At 44.3% G+C, this 16,883-nt stretch carries 13 protein-coding genes; 1 reads left to right on the forward strand and 12 read right to left on the reverse strand.

What is annotated here, in order from left to right:
• The first annotated feature begins 16 nt into the window (after nt 1-16).
• Complete coding sequence (locus LGZ99_RS00295) at nt 17-151, forward strand: hypothetical protein (RefSeq protein ID WP_262978779.1); 135 nt, start codon at nt 17-19, stop codon at nt 149-151.
• A 14-nt stretch (nt 152-165) separates the two neighbouring features.
• On the opposite strand, the gene LGZ99_RS00300 is transcribed toward LGZ99_RS00295, so the two are convergent.
• The 12 genes from LGZ99_RS00300 to argA all read right to left on the reverse strand — a co-directional run bounded on the left by LGZ99_RS00300 (nt 166) and on the right by argA (nt 16,735).
• A complete protein-coding gene (locus LGZ99_RS00300) occupies nt 166-1,518 on the reverse strand; it encodes an amidase (protein ID WP_021323517.1) in 1,353 nt (450 codons plus the stop codon).
• Nucleotides 1,515-2,909, reverse strand: coding sequence for an MFS transporter (locus tag LGZ99_RS00305; protein WP_023043329.1), 1,395 nt, complete (start codon nt 2,907-2,909; stop codon nt 1,515-1,517). Before LGZ99_RS00305 ends, LGZ99_RS00300 begins: the two co-directional genes overlap by 4 nt.
• 32 nt (nt 2,910-2,941) lie before the next feature.
• Nucleotides 2,942-4,192, reverse strand: coding sequence for a phosphoribosylamine--glycine ligase (purD, locus tag LGZ99_RS00310; protein ID WP_021323516.1), 1,251 nt, complete (start codon nt 4,190-4,192; stop codon nt 2,942-2,944).
• Nucleotides 4,193-4,233: 41 nt separating this feature from the next.
• Nucleotides 4,234-5,349: an ATP-grasp domain-containing protein gene (locus tag LGZ99_RS00315; protein ID WP_158019910.1), complete on the reverse strand. Its 1,116-nt coding sequence runs from the start codon at nt 5,347-5,349 to the stop codon at nt 4,234-4,236.
• A gap of 86 nt (nt 5,350-5,435) precedes the next feature.
• Nucleotides 5,436-6,530 carry a CapA family protein gene (locus LGZ99_RS00320; protein WP_023043330.1) on the reverse strand — a complete coding sequence of 365 codons (1,095 nt, stop codon included), beginning with the start codon at nt 6,528-6,530 and terminating at the stop codon, nt 5,436-5,438.
• Between the two features lie 36 nt (nt 6,531-6,566).
• Complete coding sequence (locus LGZ99_RS00325) at nt 6,567-7,007, reverse strand: GNAT family N-acetyltransferase (protein WP_023043331.1); 441 nt, start codon at nt 7,005-7,007, stop codon at nt 6,567-6,569.
• 48 nt (nt 7,008-7,055) lie between these two features.
• Nucleotides 7,056-7,988, reverse strand: coding sequence for a TauD/TfdA family dioxygenase (locus LGZ99_RS00330; RefSeq protein WP_262978780.1), 933 nt, complete (start codon nt 7,986-7,988; stop codon nt 7,056-7,058).
• An 85-nt stretch (nt 7,989-8,073) separates the two neighbouring features.
• Nucleotides 8,074-9,192: a ThiF family adenylyltransferase gene (locus LGZ99_RS00335; RefSeq protein WP_021323512.1), complete on the reverse strand. Its 1,119-nt coding sequence runs from the start codon at nt 9,190-9,192 to the stop codon at nt 8,074-8,076.
• Nucleotides 9,192-10,595: a diaminobutyrate--2-oxoglutarate aminotransferase gene (locus tag LGZ99_RS00340; RefSeq protein WP_021323511.1), complete on the reverse strand. Its 1,404-nt coding sequence runs from the start codon at nt 10,593-10,595 to the stop codon at nt 9,192-9,194. The genes LGZ99_RS00335 and LGZ99_RS00340 overlap by 1 nt, the downstream gene beginning before the upstream one ends.
• 17 nt (nt 10,596-10,612) lie before the next feature.
• On the reverse strand, nt 10,613-12,616 hold the full coding sequence (gene ectB, locus LGZ99_RS00345; RefSeq protein WP_081858267.1) for a diaminobutyrate--2-oxoglutarate transaminase: 2,004 nt from the start codon (nt 12,614-12,616) through the stop codon (nt 10,613-10,615).
• A gap of 1,382 nt (nt 12,617-13,998) precedes the next feature.
• On the reverse strand, nt 13,999-15,159 hold the full coding sequence (locus tag LGZ99_RS00350) for a Fic family protein (RefSeq protein ID WP_036837280.1): 1,161 nt from the start codon (nt 15,157-15,159) through the stop codon (nt 13,999-14,001).
• Between the two features lie 241 nt (nt 15,160-15,400).
• Nucleotides 15,401-16,735, reverse strand: a complete 1,335-nt coding sequence (argA, locus tag LGZ99_RS00355; RefSeq protein ID WP_023043335.1) for an amino-acid N-acetyltransferase — start codon at nt 16,733-16,735, stop codon at nt 15,401-15,403.
• Nucleotides 16,736-16,883 lie beyond the last annotated feature (148 nt).

A 16,883-nucleotide genomic window follows, 5' to 3' on the forward strand; every position in this document is an offset into this window, starting at 1 on the left:
TAATATTGCAGTGCTTATGGAACGAGCAGCTAAACTACAGTTAATAGCGATGTCTGTAGGAAAAATCCAACCGGTGGATGAACATCTTGCTTATGAATGGATCGCTCGTCCGGTTTGCCATAATGCTGCCTTCAACTATTATACTCGATGAATCCTTCACAGCATTCATCTTGCCTTGAGTAATATTCCACGCGCTGTATCCGAGAAACCGATACGGCGTTCAATCATTCCTGCGATTAACAGAGCTTTTCTTTCATCTCCTTTTTTGCAGATTATCTGCACTGATTGAGGTAGGCCAACATGATTCAATCCTGTCGGAATAGCCACTGCGCATAAATCGGCAAAATTAACAAAGCGCGTAAAGTCATTTGGCGGTGTGTGTTTCTCGTTTTCCTCTAGGGGCCATGCCGGTTCTGGTGTCGTTGGGATGACAAGTGCGTCAACTTTACGGAACCATTGAGAGAACGCTTGCCGTATCTGGTGGCAATAGAGTGATGCACGCAAATATTCGGTTTCTTTTACCTCATTTCCGCGTTCCAGTTTCATTATAACTTTCTCGCCAAGCCCACTCCCAGGTTTGCATAAATATCCATAGTTGTGCCAGGCCTCAAAGGCCGTAATCTGGCTATTAGCCTTCATACATTGAGACAAAGAAATGGGAAGAGAGATTCTTAATATTTGAAACTCCTCTAATGGCAACAGGTTTAACAGCGCTTGGTAATGAAGCGCACTTTCCTCACACAAAGACATTCTTTCCTGAAGCGGTAATAAAGCAATTTTTACAGGTTCAGATATTTCTTTTAATGTTTCCTGCGGATATAAATGGTTATAAATGAGCTCAACGTCGATAGTTTCCTTGGCAATGATGCCGACAGTATCCATTGTCTGGCTCAAAGGCAACACGCCTTTGAGGGATAATTGTCCAGAGGAAGGGCGAAAGCCACATACTCCGCACCATGCAGCTGGTATCCTCACAGAACCGCCGGTATCAGTTGCCAGCGCGACTGGGATTAGACCTGCGGCAACTGCCACTGCGGAACCATTGCTGGAGCCGCCAGCAGCGATCCTTAGATCTGGTTTCCAAGGATTAAGTGGGGTGGGGCCAGTTTCTACTATCCCTGCCGCCCCCATACCCAGTTCAACAGCCCGATGCTTTCCAATCAGGATCATACCGTAATCCTGAAGCGCTCTAACTACGGGGGCGGTGGTTTGCGCCCTTTTCGTAAAGCACTTAGTTCCTCCACTCGTTACTGTTCCTTCAACGTCAAAGAAATCTTTGACCGCTATCGGAATACCGTGCAAAGGTCCGCAATAACGCCCTGCTGTTATCTCCCGCTCTGCCTGTCGTGCAGAATGTCGGGACTCAGCGTCATAAACTTCAACGAAAGCGTGCAACTCACCATCCAAACGCGCAATGCGCTCAAGATAAGCTTCTACCACATCAACAGGGGAAATTTCGCCCTTACTGATCAATTGCCCTAGTTTCATCACAGGGAAATGGACAAGTTCGTCTTTCATTTTTCTGGCCTGGCAGAAAGCGATGACTGGTATTCATCAATATCGTTTTTTACATTGAAAATATTGATCAGTACAATAGAAAAAGTTGCACAAGCAATTGTAATTACAGCATATTTCATATGGGGGACAAATAACGCTTTGTTGCTGATAATTTGCCCAAACACGGCGACAGCAAATGCAGATCCTAGCTGGCCCGTCGCCCTGGATATGCCAGAAGCCACCCCTGTATATTGCCGAGGGGTGCTTTGCATAAATAAAGAGGTAGACATAGGAGATCCCAATCCACCACCGAAACCAATCAAGATAAGAGGAATAATAATATACAGATAATCCATGGTGTATTGGGTAATTAGTAATCCGATAAACCCCACTAGTCTAATTAGTGCGCCGGCGATCATCATGTGGTTGATCTGGTAACGGTGCGCAAACCAGCCTGACACTTTATTTCCTAAGATTACACTAATGGATAAAGGCAATAAGACTACACCTGTTTGTACTGCGCTAAGATGCTGAATATCCTGAAACCAGAATGTTAAAATGAATAGGGAGCCGAAAAAAGAGAATGAGCCAGCAAAGAATATCCAAGAAATAGCGCTGAAGTTTGGGCGTTTGAAAAGCTCCAGCGGTAACATTGGTGCAACGACTTTTTTTTCTACTAGTAAAAATGCTGTGAGTAAAACCGCAGACGTTATCAGTAGCACTATAGCGCTATTATCACTTTGTGCTGAGTCGGTCAATCTAATTACACCTGAGATAAAACAAAATAACGTTAGGAAGAAAAGTATTTGTCCTTTTATGTCAAGGACTGTTTTTTTATGTTCCTGCTCTTGCGATTGTACAAAAGTAGTCAGCAACATCCCTATAAGACACAACGGAACATTGACAAGGAATATAGCCCGCCAGGAAAAATATTCGGTCAACCAGCCTCCAACGATAGGCCCAAGCACCAGAGCAATACCTCCCCAACTTGCCCAGCTAGCGATAGCGCGAGTCCGTTCCGTTTTTTCTGTATATGTATGAGTGATCAATGAGAGCGAAGCGGGAACCAGAATCGCGGCAGAAATGCCTTGTAGCACCCGTCCCAGAAGTAACATAGATGCACTATGGGAAAAGCCACATATTGCAGAAGCCAAAGTAAAAAGACCAAGCCCCACCAGATAAACACGTTTTGAACCGTACCTGTCGCAAAAGGCTCCCCCTGAAAGGAGAAGGCTGGCAAATAGAAGCAGATAAGAGTTCACGACCCACTGCAGAGCTGAAACCTCCAACTCCATACTCTCTTTTATTGTTGGTAGTGCTACATTAACAATTGAGGAATCCAAGATAACCAGTATGTAACTGATATTTGCCGCTAATAATACCCTTCGTTGGTTTTTTTTCACGTCATACATATATTCGCTTCTCCGTAACAAGATCACGCTTATTATTGATCCAGGCCTGCTGCGATGTCTGTCCTGTAATGCATACCGTCGAAATGCACCTTCCGGGCGATTTCATACAGATGTTCACGCGCCTCGTTGAAAGATATACCGGTGGAGCTTATTGCAATGACCCTTCCACTATTACTTATCAATTTATTATTTTCGGATATGACAGAGGAATGGAAAATATGTGTTCCTTCAGGGCAAGCGGGTAAAGTGATTTCATCACCTTTGCGTTCTGTAAAAGGATATCCTTCTGAAGATATCTGCAAGGCAACCGCCACACGATCACTCCAGCGTACATGCGCTAAATCGAGCCTTTGTTTTAGGGCCAGGACGAAAATTTCATGCAGGGGACTTTCTAATCGCTCAAGAATGGTGAAGATTTCAGGATTACCAAGCCGACAGTTAATCTCCAACAGCAGGGGAGTTCCTTGCTTATCGATCATGACACCGAAATAGAGAAAACCGCGATAGTCAATTCCTTCTGCTGCCAACGCTGAAATACAAGGCTCGACAATCCGATTGAGAATGACATCATGTTGGTCGGGGGTCAGCACAGGTGAATATGCCCCCATACCGCCTGTATTGGGTCCTTTATCCCCATTGAGCAATTTTTTGTAGTCCCGGCTTTCCGCCAGCGGTAAGGCATGTTTGCCATCAAACAAAATAGTATAGGATATCTCCTCACCTTCAATAAATTGTTCTATCAGGACAGGCGAATCGGATTTGGGTGAAAAATGGTTGAGGGTTACCTCAACCTCATCCCTGTCATTAGCAATTACCACTCCAGTTCCACCATGCACCATTCCGTCCGCTTTGATGACTATAGGCAAGGATAAAGTTGCCGCAAACTCTCGAGCTTCTTCTGCTGTCCGACAAAGCGCGCTATGTGGTGTAGGTATTTGATACTTAACCATCAGCTGTTTGGAAAACGATTTTGACCACTCAAGCTTGGAGGATTCCCGCGAAGGGGCAATAATAGGTAATCCAAGTAGATGAAAATGGTCAGCCACCCCAGCAGCCAAAGTCTGAGTGGGAGTAATCAGAGTAAAGTCTACCGCTAGTTCCCGAGCCGCACGAGCCAGTCCTTCAACATCTCCAGACGCCACAGGAATATTATCCATACGCGCTTCGTTTGCCGTAGCTGGATTGCCTGGTGCCAAAAAGACTTTTTCCACTGTAGGAGAGTGTAAGAGTTTCCAGGCAAGCGCCTGAGCACCCGCACCTGATCCAGCAATAAGTATTTTCATCGTCAATTTCTCTCAAAAAAGAAGGCCATACAGAAATAACATCATGCTTGCCATCGAATGGTATCGTTTAACCAGTCGGTGAATTGCCGGATATGTTCGTTTAATTCTGCGTCACTACTTCCAGTAATCATCGCGCTGACCACATCATCGGTGTATGTAGTGGCTTGCTCATAGGTCTGGCCCACTCTGCCTGACAAACAAAGTGTATACACCCAGTCAAAAGGAATTACGTTGGGTAAGGTAAGCAGGCGCGCCGTACGTACCGGAACACGAATAGATGCGGCGTATTCTCGCGGTGAAGCACGGATATTCAGCGCATTAGCCATGCCGGCGCAACTCTGAATCCAGGCTTTATGGATATTGATACCCCAGGTATGTTCAATCAATTCTCCCGTCAAGGAACCTGCAGTACGGGCTGCGATTTCACACAACAGCAACCTGTCATCGGCGGTATGAAAGATTTCGGCATGGAATCCCAGTGCCGGTGTTGGAGGCAGGGCTTCAATGGTGCGACGGGTAAATGTGACTAGCCTTTTCGCCAGCAGGGTGTCAGGTTCAATTGTACGGCTGCCGAAAATCCCCGCATGCTGATAATCTAGCGCGTTATTGATATAAGCGCAGGGTGCGAAGAAAGCTTCACCATTTTCGTTTATCACTCCATTGACGTGATACATATTGCCCGCAATAAATTTTTCGATCATCCATCCATCGACAGTTTTATCGCGGAAGAAATCCACAATATCGCTAAGATTGCGGGCAACCATCACATCTTTGGAACTACAGCCGTCTATCGGTTTTATAACGTTGGGGAAATCATACTGTTCACAAAATGAAAGCACATCAGACCAGCTCGTCAGACGTTTGTAAGGAGCAACTTCCATGCCTGCATGTTGCAGATAGTCCTTCATTAAAACTTTGTCCCGATAGGCGCAGGCGCTTGCCACACTCTGTCCGGGAATATCCAGATATTCACGTAGTTGCGCGGCACGAATAAGGTCAAATTCAGAGTGAGGAAGTACACGGCTAAATGTTGCGCTCCGGGCTAGTTCTGTAGCGATCGCCAGCACATTCTCTCCGGCATCAAGACTGTCTAACTGTCGAACGTAACGATAGTGATGCTGAAAAGGGAATTGTGGCGCGGCGCTAATAAGCCACAAGTCCTCTCCGCATTCTTGCAGCCAGTCTGCAAAGTTGATCTTAATACTTCTTCCGAAACATAAAATGGCCATGGTTTCCTCACGATTCATTTGACAGAAGTTTTCATAATGTCCAACATGGCGAAGTCGTTCCACCAAGTGCCATTATCTACGACGATGGCATCAAGATGGCTCTGTTGGGCACAACAGTCCTGTATACGCAAAAATTCATGCCACTCATCACTGTTCCTATGCATTGGCGCGGGAGTATCGTCTTCAATAAAAAGTGGTATTAAGTGGGCTGAAACAATTTGCTGTGGCAAACAGCGGGTGACAACGACGGCTGAAAACCGCGAGTTTTCCGGTAACAGAAAACCCGTTTCCCCCGTCCTCTCTCCTTCCGATACACATGGTTGATCGAAAACTGCATTACCAAGCCCATAGCAGGTCAACATCTTTTTTTGCCACTGAAATCCGCGTACAGTGTGATGATGATGTCCAATAATTAAATCAACCCCAGTATCCGCCATGCGGCTGGCTAGCTCTCTTTCAAAGTCAGTAATGACATACTCTCGACAATGATCCCCCCAGTGAACTGCTGCGATAACAAAATCAACTTGCGAACGGGCTTGTGCTACAGTTTCCGAAAAGTGCAGCCAGTCGTGTTCATTAATTAGTGTCAGTACTTCAGGAATAGCGCCTGGAACCACCGCCCCAGAAAATGGGGGAGAGTAATAATCTTTGGAACGCAATGCTGCCACACCGCCCTGCACGGTATTCGCTTCCGTCCCCGTTCGGTAAACACCTGTAACCCCGATTACCGCTAGCTTTACCCCTTTACAATCAATGTATGCTGGACGCAACGCATCTTTGTACGACATCCCCGCGCCAGTGGTTTGCACACCCGCAGCATGTAGTGCTTTCAGGGTATCCTTAAGGCCTATAATACCGGAATCCATAGCATGGTTATTGGCAAGCGATAGCACATTGAAGGGGATAACGCCCTGCACATTCTCGACCGCAGAGATTGTCATCCCACGTCGTCCAGGAATCGGTTTGGGCCGGTTTGTCAGCACACCTTCATAATTACCGATAATTACATCTGCCTTATTGAACAAAGGAGCCAGAAGATTAAAGGCTGATTGCGGCTCCTTTCGGTTAATAAGCACATCACCGAGAGATGCTATGATAATTTCTGACATAAATTTTCCCGCTCCTATGTGCAAGGGGATGGTGTCTTAGAGTTTCTTTTGCATAAAAATTCTGGCATTACCCGTAGGCTGACAAGGTACTTCTCCGAAGATGGTGTAACCATGTTTGAGGTAAAAATTCGGGGCCTGAATAGACATCGTGAACAACATAGCTGTATGGCATCCGCGAAGACGGGCTTTTTCTTCAGCGCGTCTCAGCAATTCGCTACCTGTCCCCCTACGCCTTAGTGAGACCGGCAGAAAGAAATAGTTAATAAAAAGAACACCGAGAGAAGTGCGTCCTACCAGTCCTCCGATAACTTCACCGTCTTGATCGCGGATATAAAAATCCAACGGCTGATTATCAGCTTTACCGGTTTGCTCCACGTTCCAGTGATCCAGTAAATCACTTATCCTGGCGCGAGCCAGACTGTCACTTTTATCAGAATCGGTGATGGTAAATCCTGTAGGTAAAATGGCTTGATTCATAAAATTATCCTTACTGACCGGGGCTGTAGCCTGCTCCGGTCGAATGCATCAACTGACTGTATTGCTGATATGTTTTTCCACAAATAGCTGCTCATAGTCGTGGCCGCGTGCTCTTAGTGCAGACACGACGGGCCTCCCTTCTGATAGTTCGAGCCAGATCCGTAATAAATGGCGCTGATGATTTTCATCGTCCTGAAACTCCGTGCGCGAATGAAGAGTGGTGTAATTATTGAGAAAAAGGATTTCTCCAGGCTCAAGCATAAATTCAAGTCTGAACTCTGGACGGTTGCAAATGTCGTAAAAAGCGGTTAATCCTGCGTCAATAGGAGCTGGTAATGGCTCCCCTTGAAGCTTCGCTGCTGCGCGAATATAAGCGCCAAGGCACATTGAACTCACTCTTCCGGACATGCGCGAAAAGACTGGGATTTTGTAAGAAGTGAAAGGACGATCGCTTACCGCGCGTTCTGCCGTCGCGTAAAAATATCCCTCAAACAGGGCATCCAGTAGCTCAGGTTTCTCGCGAACCAGTTGGTTGTAAACGGCTAACCCGCTAACTACTTGGTTTAAGCCACCTGACGCACTGCCGCTTAGACACATCAGCCCCACAATTTCAAAAGCATCAGAGTGAAATCCAAGTTCCCGATTAGACATATATCCTCGATTGTTCGGATTGACCTTTTCATTTCTAACGTGGCCAATTCGATCCCCTTGAGCATTTTGTACTACTGGGCGCCCCAACCCTATTCCAATCCCCCAAAACAACTGGCTCAAGGCATAATCAGAAAATGTGTCCCGAGGGAAACCTTTCAGCACTACCACTCCTCGCCCTTGTTGCAGGTGATACCGGACAGTGGATACCAGTGCATCCAGCTCAGGACAATGGAAATCAGCATTGGTTAAATCTTCATATGACCGGTCTTTTAGGGATGCCAGATGTTGTTTAATCGCTTCCAGTTGGCTATCGGTAACCTCCAAGGCCACATCATTTTTGCTTTTGAGTTGAATTGAGCCCCACACAGCAGGATCATCATCTATAAGTCTGTATGATTCGGACATTAGTGTCTCCTCAGGATGCGCAAAGTTCACATTCAGGATGCTGCGGTTTATCGATAACCGTGGTTTCTAGCGTAGTGAACGAGACGGTTATCAGTTTCCCAGCTGAGATCATAGGCCAACCCACCAGTTTCCTGACGATGTCGGCCGACATCATACCGCCAACAATCATAGCTGAGTGGCTGAATGCTGATGTCGCTGGTATCAGGTCATGCTTTTCACGCCAAGCGCGCATCTCGTAATGATGCGGGTTATTTGTCTGTGACCATTTTTCATCACAACGGAAACAACTGCTCTTCCCAGGATATTTTGTCCAGAACATCCCCATTCCTGCCGAGACGCTGTTAAATACGCCGGGCACACTGGTGGTGAAACAGGCATCGCTAATCCAGCGATCGGCTGCAATTACCGGTCGATCAATAGCAGCGACGACAATATCCGGTTGAAATTGTTCGATTAATTTTCGGACATTCGGCGTATCGGTTATGCGTTTAAAGACAGTGTTGATGGTCACATCCGAATTAACCTCGGTGAGTCGGGTTTTAAGGCCATCAACTTTTCGCGTTCCCACATCATTAACGGTATAGAGCTGCCTATTGAGGTTGCTCAGCTCTATTTCATCGAAATCAACCAGCGTGATCGTACCGCAGCCAGCCATTGCCAGTGCGGTGGCGGTACAACTGCCCAGCCCTCCACAGCCCAGCAGCAGGACATGTCCCTTGAGCAGTCTCTGCTGATATTCTGCCGGGGTCATGCCAGTGTCGCTTAGTGCAGCGAAACCGTTCAGATTGCGTGAGTAACGCTCTGTTTGGTCCGGACGGAGAGATTGATAGTCAAAATAACTTTCATCCTGAACCAGATTCTGCGTTTGAAGTTCTTCCACCAACTTCCGTAGATCAGGCTCTTCAACCCGGAGCCCTTTATCCGCTAGCACCTGCAAAATATCACTGATAGATTGTTGTCCTTTCATCGTGTTGAGCGCTGCAATCTTCCAGCCGTAGGGATCAGAAATAATCAAACTTGCCTCACCTTGGCGAGTACCGCGATGAATTGCGATGTCATTATTCCCTACCGGAACTGCAATTACAGTGGGTTGAAGACGTGGTTGGGATGCTAAAACGAATCTGGTCATTATTTACCCTCCTTAACTATCACGACAGGTAGAAGTATGCCTCTGCGGCCCACATTCATGACTGGGTCAAAACTGGCCCTTGCTTGGAAGCCGGCAAATTTGCCACCATAGACATAAGTATCCACACCTGACCACATGGAGTCCGTCACACCGATATCCGGATGCACCGCCGAAATAACACGGCCCCGGATGTAGCGTTGGATTATCCATGTTTCGTTGCTAGCAACCGCATGGCGGAGGCTTTCCACCCATTCCTGAGCCGAAGTAAATGGTCCCACCAGTAGTCCTTCCCCGCGTGTGGCGTTGGACGGTTTAAGGACAAGTTGTTCTCTCTCTTCAATGGCCCAACTGAGAAGGTCGATTTGTTCGTCTTGCGGTGATGTTGTATGCCCGTTGCGTAATACGCGAGTCCACGGAATATGCTTCAGGCAAAACGCTTTATCATCTTCGGAGAGAAATGAAAGCATTTCTGGATCGCTAAGGACCGCCATGATGGCTTTGTCCGCTAGCGGCCATTGGCAAATTAGGGGATTAATAAAAGTGACTTCACCTTGGGCGGCTGCGGTAAGATATTCATCGACTTCGGGTTCATCAATCAAGTCGCGCAGGTCAAGTTTGTTATAAGCCACGTCAATGACTCGTCCATCTGAATCAACCAGAGTGTTGTTATGGCGTCGTAAAAGCGAGGCATCGATAACCTCGGTGGGGATGCCAAGCCGATTGAGGCCTTCTGCCATCCAGGACACTTCATTCTTAAAACGTCCTTTGTAAGTCACAATGGCTCCGCGTTGGGCAGGTTCACCGGTACGTTCCTGATGCGTTGTCAATAGTTCTTTAAGAAACAAATCAGTATCACTGACAAAGGGCTGGAAATCCACACAGGTATCTACGTCTTTCAATAGCGGGTTTGATACACCAGCCCATATAGCTCCGGCAAGGCCATTTTGGATAACCCCACCTGGGCAATCCGTATTAGTCTCGAGAATCTGATATACGCCATCGTCATCAAATAACCCATCGAGCCTAAAAATTCTGACCAGTGGTGTATGACTCGGCAGGTTAAATAAATAATGTTCGCTCTTTTTATAGACTGGAAAGTAATCTCTGATACAGGGGCTTTTTATCCAAGCACGAGCAAAGTGCTCGAAAATATCTGTAAAGCGCTCGCCAATATTAGCAAGGTCTTGAACCACTACTTGGGATAATATTAATGGGCGAATAGAAACGGGATAGCTTTTTCCTTCAAAGTTCAGCCCATTTTCCCCTAGCTTTCGGCTCAGTAATTGCTGTGCCTCAAATAAAGTTGATTTTTCCGCCTCATTTAAACTAGATAATTTTCTCTCGATCAATGCATTGTCAATTAGAAACAAATTATCCTGAATAGTTAATGCTGAAATATTCATTTTTACCCTGCCATTTGTCAGTGGAAAGATGCGTGGTCTACAGCCTTTTCAAGTAAAAGCAACCCTTGTTCGAGCGTGCTTAATTCAATGGTCAGGGGAGGCAATAATTTAATGGTTCGATTCTGCGGACCACAAGTTTCTATAATTAATCCGAGTTGACTGGCTTCCCTTTTTATTACTGATGCTTGGTGCGTGTTGTGGCATTCAATACCCCACATCATTCCCTTGCCGCGAATGTCACAAATTAACTGAACATGGCGCTGCGCCAGTTCTTTCAGAAAATCAGATATAAGTATTGATTTTTTTTCAAGCCCTTGAAGGAATCCCTGATCCTGCCAGTAATCAAGCGCCTTTGTTGCACCAATAAAGGCCAGGTTATTACCTCGGAACGTGCCGTTATGCTCACCTGGCTGCCAGATGTCTAGTTCAGGCTTTAGTAACACTAAAGACATTGGTAGTCCATATCCTGAAAGAGATTTTGCAAGGCAAATAATGTCAGGTTTTAATCCCGCTTCTTCAAAACTAAAAAAGGAGCCAGTGCGACCGCAACCTGTCTGAATATCATCGACAATCAAAATGATATTATTTTCCTCCGCCATTTTTGCCACTCCGCGTAGCCATTCCACACTGGCAATATTTACACCACCTTCACCCTGAATAGTTTCGAGAATAATGGCGGCTGGAAGATCGATGCCTGAACCCGGTGAAAACAGCATTTTTTCAAGTACATCAAGCGATGCTAAATCTTGACCAAGAAAATTATCGTAGGGAAGACGAATAATATTATTAAGCGGTACGCCCGCCGCGTTGCGCTTATTTTCTCTGGCCGTTGCGGCCAATGCACCCAATGACATACCGTGAAACGCGTTAGTGAAGGCAACTATGTCGCTGCGTCCGGTGGCTTTACGGGCAATTTTCATTGCTGCCTCTACAGCGTTGGTTCCCGTTGGCCCAGTAAACTGGAAACGATAATGTAAGTTACGAGGTTTAAGAATATGATGATTAAAATTTTCAATAAATGATTTTTTAGCGTCAGTATATAAATCAAGGGAATGTGTTATGCCGTCCTGCTGTATGTAATCAAGTAACGATTTTTTAAGCAACGGATTGTTGTGACCATAATTCAGAGAGCCAGCACCAGATAAGAAATCAATCCATGATTCTCCTTGGTTATCGATTAATAATGCATTACTTGCTGTGTTGAAAATGGTAGGGTAATCGCGGCAATAACTCCGTACATTTGACTCATAATTTTCAAAGGTGCGGAAACTATTAGAGTCAGAAGTCATCTCTGTCTGAACTTTTTTGTAAATTGCATCAAACATATGACAACGCAGCAGTATGGTGTTGCGCCCAACTTCTTTAACACGTTGCGTCAGTTCAGGATTATTTTCTGTAAGCTTCTTGAGTATATGCATCATTGTAATAGCATGATCTTCATGCAGTCGGAAAAACTCAAGGCCTTGTTCATCAATGCCCAAATGGATAAGTGCATCCAGCACTGGTTTATAAATAAGAGGAGCGATGGCTTCGACTCCAAGACAGAATGCAGCTAGCCCTTCGGCAACCGAGTCAGAGCGACAATAATTCAATACTGATGAAGCAAAATATTCGGTTTCTGCAAGTGCCGGTACACTGGTGGGTTGACCGCCAATTGCCTGTAATGAACGCTGAAAAAGTTCGGCATGTGTCATTTTTCCGTCGCCGTCAACGCCTATTTCTTCAAGTAGATTTTCCATTAAATGCCGGGCATCACTGAGGTTATCAGTATGGCTAACCAAATGGTTAACCAAGGCGTATAAAAACCGAGTAAAGTTACGGGAATAATGGTGATGTTGAATCAGAAAATAACGCATGCCGTTTAAAGTTAATCGCTCTTCACGCATGGCAACCAGGAGAGGGTGATACACCAGCTTATTTAATGCATCTATATCAAGCCAGTCATCCCAGAGTCCTCCTCCGGTTAACCGCGTAATATCACCTTTTTCGAGTAAAGACAGAGTTTCATTTGCTACACTCACCGCTATTCTCCTGTTTTTGAAATAGGACTCATCTCTGCCGTGAGAAGAATGATTAATCACTGATTTACACTAGAAAATATATTCCCGAAAACACTTGAGTAGTGCCTTGAAACAAACTTCTCCTGTTACAAAATAACCCAAATTGTAAATGTCTAGTCTTCATCTGTAGTCGCTCCTAGGGATCGTCTCGTACAGCATCGCTTCATTCACGTTTACAGCACATTTACAAAACATTTCATTTATGGACGTTAATCTATACGAAATTGTATTGCAATTGAATTATTGATGGTAAAATAGTATAAAAATTTATATATTTGAATTTAAAGGATTAAATTTAAACATAAGTGTGAAGTAGCGCAAAAAATGACATGGCAATGCCGGTAGTGATACGATTTTGTACCGATTTTGAGCTGGGTTAGTGCTCGTGTCTGTTTTAGACGAAAGAGGATTCTGGAGCTGATAGGTGGAAATATGACTTTTAAATCGACCCACCCTCAGAATAAATTAGGGCTTTATCGGCAACCCATGCGGATTGAATGGGGGCCTAGTCATCAGGAAACTTCCCGCTTAATGCCGGAAATCTGAGAGGAACCACGCTTCATCTCTACAATTTCAGAACAGAGCTGATGGTTAAGTGGTTGGGATACGTTCATTACATTTGCAGAAGAGTTCAGGCTAAAATAGCCATTCTAATGAAACCAAGATAAAAACTATAAAGCCGAAAAACAAAATGTTCAAAATGTAAAATAAATCTCTTTTTAAAAAATTAAAAACTTTTATTTAAAACTGTGCTTTAAGCAATCAAATGAATGAAATCGTGCCCTAGCGTTTGATGAGCAGGCTTTAAACTGTTATTAAAATTCATTGTGTTAATTTATGGTTTTAATCGGTATAAAGTTTTCACCGTTGTTTTTACCGCTTTTAATACCTGCTTTTTATCTTTACTGACTCTGTTTTCTCGGATAATCTCCCCTTTTTTTCAGAACTTAAATCCCGCCAAATTAACCGTTTTATTCTTTTTTTATTATGGTGTTTTTAGGGTTTTCTCCGTAAAATAACCGGCGAGAAAGCGCTTTAATACCCATTTGTTCGGATCATATTATTTTACGTGCTGATTCCTTTTTAATTCGTTATTAATAGTTGATAATTTTCGATTAAATGCAATTAATTCTCCTGCTGAAAAGTTGTATTTATTGAATTAAATCCGCCTTTGGTATAAAAGCTTTAATACCTCTGTATTCGTTCTTTTAAATGATTATGGTAAGTTAGGTAAATGTAAAATAAGTGGAGTATAGAATCGCTGATAAATGAATACCACATGACAGGATAAACAAAGTGGAATCCTGCCATGTGATATTCATAGGAATACTAATATGGATTTTCTAAAAATCTTGGTTCAAAATTGCTATATAACGGTTATAAGCATACACGCGATTGCGTTTTTGGCCGGTAAGTTCAGAGACCAATAGGAGATCAGCCTGAGATAAGCGTTCCATAACTTTGCCAATTGTTGCCGGTGCCAGCCCTGTCAGTTGCACCAATTTATTAATGTTGACGATAGGATGCTCAAATAACGCATCCAATATCTGGCTTGCTGAGTTCTCCATACGCCCTAATGGCTGCAACAGTTTTTTGTGTTCACGGTGTAACTGATAAAGTTGTTGGGCGGTGTTGACCGCTTGTGTCGCTGTAGCCGCAACAGCATCAACAAAAAATAGTAACCACGCTTCCCAATCACCAGTTATGCGGACTTGTTGCAGACGTTCATAGTAGATTTGTCTATGTTTTTTAAAAAAGACGGATAGATACAGAAGAGGCTGACTCAGAACCTTTGCTTCCACCAAAATTAAGGGAATTAATAAGCGTCCTAACCGACCATTACCATCCATAAATGGATGGATAGTTTCAAACTGAACATGAGCTAAAGCTGCTTTTATCAATGGATCTGTCGGCTCAGGAACATCGTTAATAAACTTCTCCAATGCGGCCCAACAATCGGCTAATTCGTTAGCAGGAGGCGGGATAAAAGTAGCTTCATCAGCACGATGACCACCGATCCACACTTGGTTTTGACGGAACTCTCCAGGTCCACGGCTTATACCTCTCCCTGATGTCATTAAAGCTGTATGTAGTTCTTTGATTAAACGAAAAGTGATGGGATAGGACTCTTGAATACGTTGTACACCTAATGATAAAGCATTAACGTAACAAGATACCTCTTGTACATCATCCATTGGCACACCAGGCATCCCTTCCATTTCAAACAACATTAGATCGCTGAGGGACGATTGAGTACCTTCAATTTGAGAGGACATAACTGCTTCTTTGCGGACGTAACTGTAAAGAAACAGATGCTCGTCTGGTAATAACGTACTGATCGCATCTAGTCGACCCAGTGCCAACATGGCTTCATTGATCCGTCGTTGCAATTTGCTATTAATATCAAGCGGCGGTACCGGTGGTAGAGGATGAGGTACAAAAGCCTGGCAGGCGACACCGCCAGTAATACTTGGGACATAGTGACCTGTAGATCCGCGTTGCAAGGTTTTTTACTCCTCATTCCATAGCCTAAAGTTAAAATAAGACTGCACGTTATTTTAACTTTAGGCTGAAAATAAAATAAGGAAAAGTGTTATTTTAACTTTGGCAGGAATGTCTTAAGAACGTGTATAGATTTTAGTCAGAGAAAAAGAAAATCGAGCCCAGTTTAGGCGATCTGATCGATCGCCAGAAAGGACGTTTTACCCAATGAGATTGAATTATTTTTTAGCATTAATCAGCTCATTACTGTGGTTCCAAATTCAACATAAGAATCTTAGAACGGCGTTGGTAGTTGTATAGCACTTGTTTCTGAATCGGCAGCATTGAGATTTCCGCCGGTTCAAAACCCCGTTCCTGGAACCAGTGAATACTGCGGGTAGTCAGGACGAAAAGTTTTTCCAGCCCGAGCTGTTTAGCATGATCTGAAATGCGATTCATGAGTACTTCACCTTTTAAAGAGTTCCGGTATTTAGGATGAACCGCTAAACAAGCCATCTCTCCAATTTTCTCATCAGGATAGGGGTAAAGCGCGGCACAAGCGATAGTCAGGTTATCGCGTTCGATAATGATGAATTTATCAATTTCTCTCTCAAGTTGCTCTCTTGAACGGCGAACCAAAATGCCTTGCTGTTCCAGTGGACGAATAAGTTCGAGAATACCTCCGATGTCATTGATATTCGCTCTGCGTATTTGTTCCGCGCTCTCCATGACGATTTGAGTGCCAATACCATCACGGGAAAATAGTTCTTGAACCAAAGAACCATCTGCCTGATAACTCAATAAGTGGCTGCGGTGAACGCCACGACGGCAAGCTTTTACGGCACTCCGTAAAAAACAGGCTGTACCTGAATAGTAGTCACCTTCAGCTTCCAATTCTTTCATGAGATCTGGTGCCTGATTAAGAAAAATTTCAGATAGAATTTTTCCGTCTTTGCCCTGTACGCCTTGAGTAGAGCAGAAACCTATCAATTTTTCAGCCTGTAGTTTGATCGCTAACTGAGTAGCAACTTCTTCAAATGCCAGATTAAAACTCTCGCCGGTAACGGAAACTGCAACAGGACCAATGAGCACTATTGCGCCATTATCTAACTGACGATTTATGGCAGCTTCATCAATACGGCGAATTTTTCCACTGTGGCAATAATCCACGCCATCATCAACACCAAGAGGTTGAGCAATAACAAAGTTACCGCTGACAACATTAATATTTGCGCCTTGCAATGGCGTATTATTTAGGCTCATAGAAAGACGTGCGGTAATATCCAGTTGCAACAAACCCGCGGATTGTTTGACGAATTCCAATGCCTTATTATCGGTAACGCGGGTGTGTTTGTGGTAAACCGGTTTATAATGATGGGTTGCAAGGTTTTCTTCAATTTGAGGTCTGGCGCCATAAACGACTATCAGTCGGATGCCCAAACTATGCAGTAATCCGATGTCGTTGATGATATTCGGGAAGTTCTCGTGAGCAATAGCCTCTCCGCCAAGCATGATAACAAACGTTTTGCCACGGTGTGCATTGATGTATGGAACCGAGTGGCGAAATCCCTCAACTAATTCGGTGCTGCGTTCTTTCATAAAAGACTCTCGATTGAATTTTTATTCGTAATTTATGTATTTTTATTCCTTTTGAAAGGAAATGGCAAGAGGCAATTAAAACAAAAACATTGCGATATATATGTGGACGTGAATAATTTGCAAAATATAAAATATTTATTGCTGATGG

It is taken from the genome of Photorhabdus temperata (assembly GCF_025384845.1).
Classification (GTDB): Bacteria; Pseudomonadota; Gammaproteobacteria; order Enterobacterales; family Enterobacteriaceae; genus Photorhabdus; species Photorhabdus temperata.

Coding starts and splice junctions, on each gene's coding strand:
- LGZ99_RS00295 (WP_262978779.1), top strand. CDS start 17: ATGGAACGAGCAGCTAAACTACAGTTAATAGCGATGTCTGTAGGAAAA.
- LGZ99_RS00300 (WP_021323517.1), bottom strand. CDS start 1,518: ATGAAAGACGAACTTGTCCATTTCCCTGTGATGAAACTAGGGCAATTG.
- LGZ99_RS00305 (WP_023043329.1), bottom strand. CDS start 2,909: ATGTATGACGTGAAAAAAAACCAACGAAGGGTATTATTAGCGGCAAAT.
- purD (WP_021323516.1), bottom strand. CDS start 4,192: ATGAAAATACTTATTGCTGGATCAGGTGCGGGTGCTCAGGCGCTTGCC.
- LGZ99_RS00320 (WP_023043330.1), bottom strand. CDS start 6,530: ATGTCAGAAATTATCATAGCATCTCTCGGTGATGTGCTTATTAACCGA.
- LGZ99_RS00325 (WP_023043331.1), bottom strand. CDS start 7,007: ATGAATCAAGCCATTTTACCTACAGGATTTACCATCACCGATTCTGAT.
- LGZ99_RS00335 (WP_021323512.1), bottom strand. CDS start 9,192: ATGACCAGATTCGTTTTAGCATCCCAACCACGTCTTCAACCCACTGTA.
- LGZ99_RS00340 (WP_021323511.1), bottom strand. CDS start 10,595: ATGAATATTTCAGCATTAACTATTCAGGATAATTTGTTTCTAATTGAC.
- argA (WP_023043335.1), bottom strand. CDS start 16,735: ATGAAAGAACGCAGCACCGAATTAGTTGAGGGATTTCGCCACTCGGTT.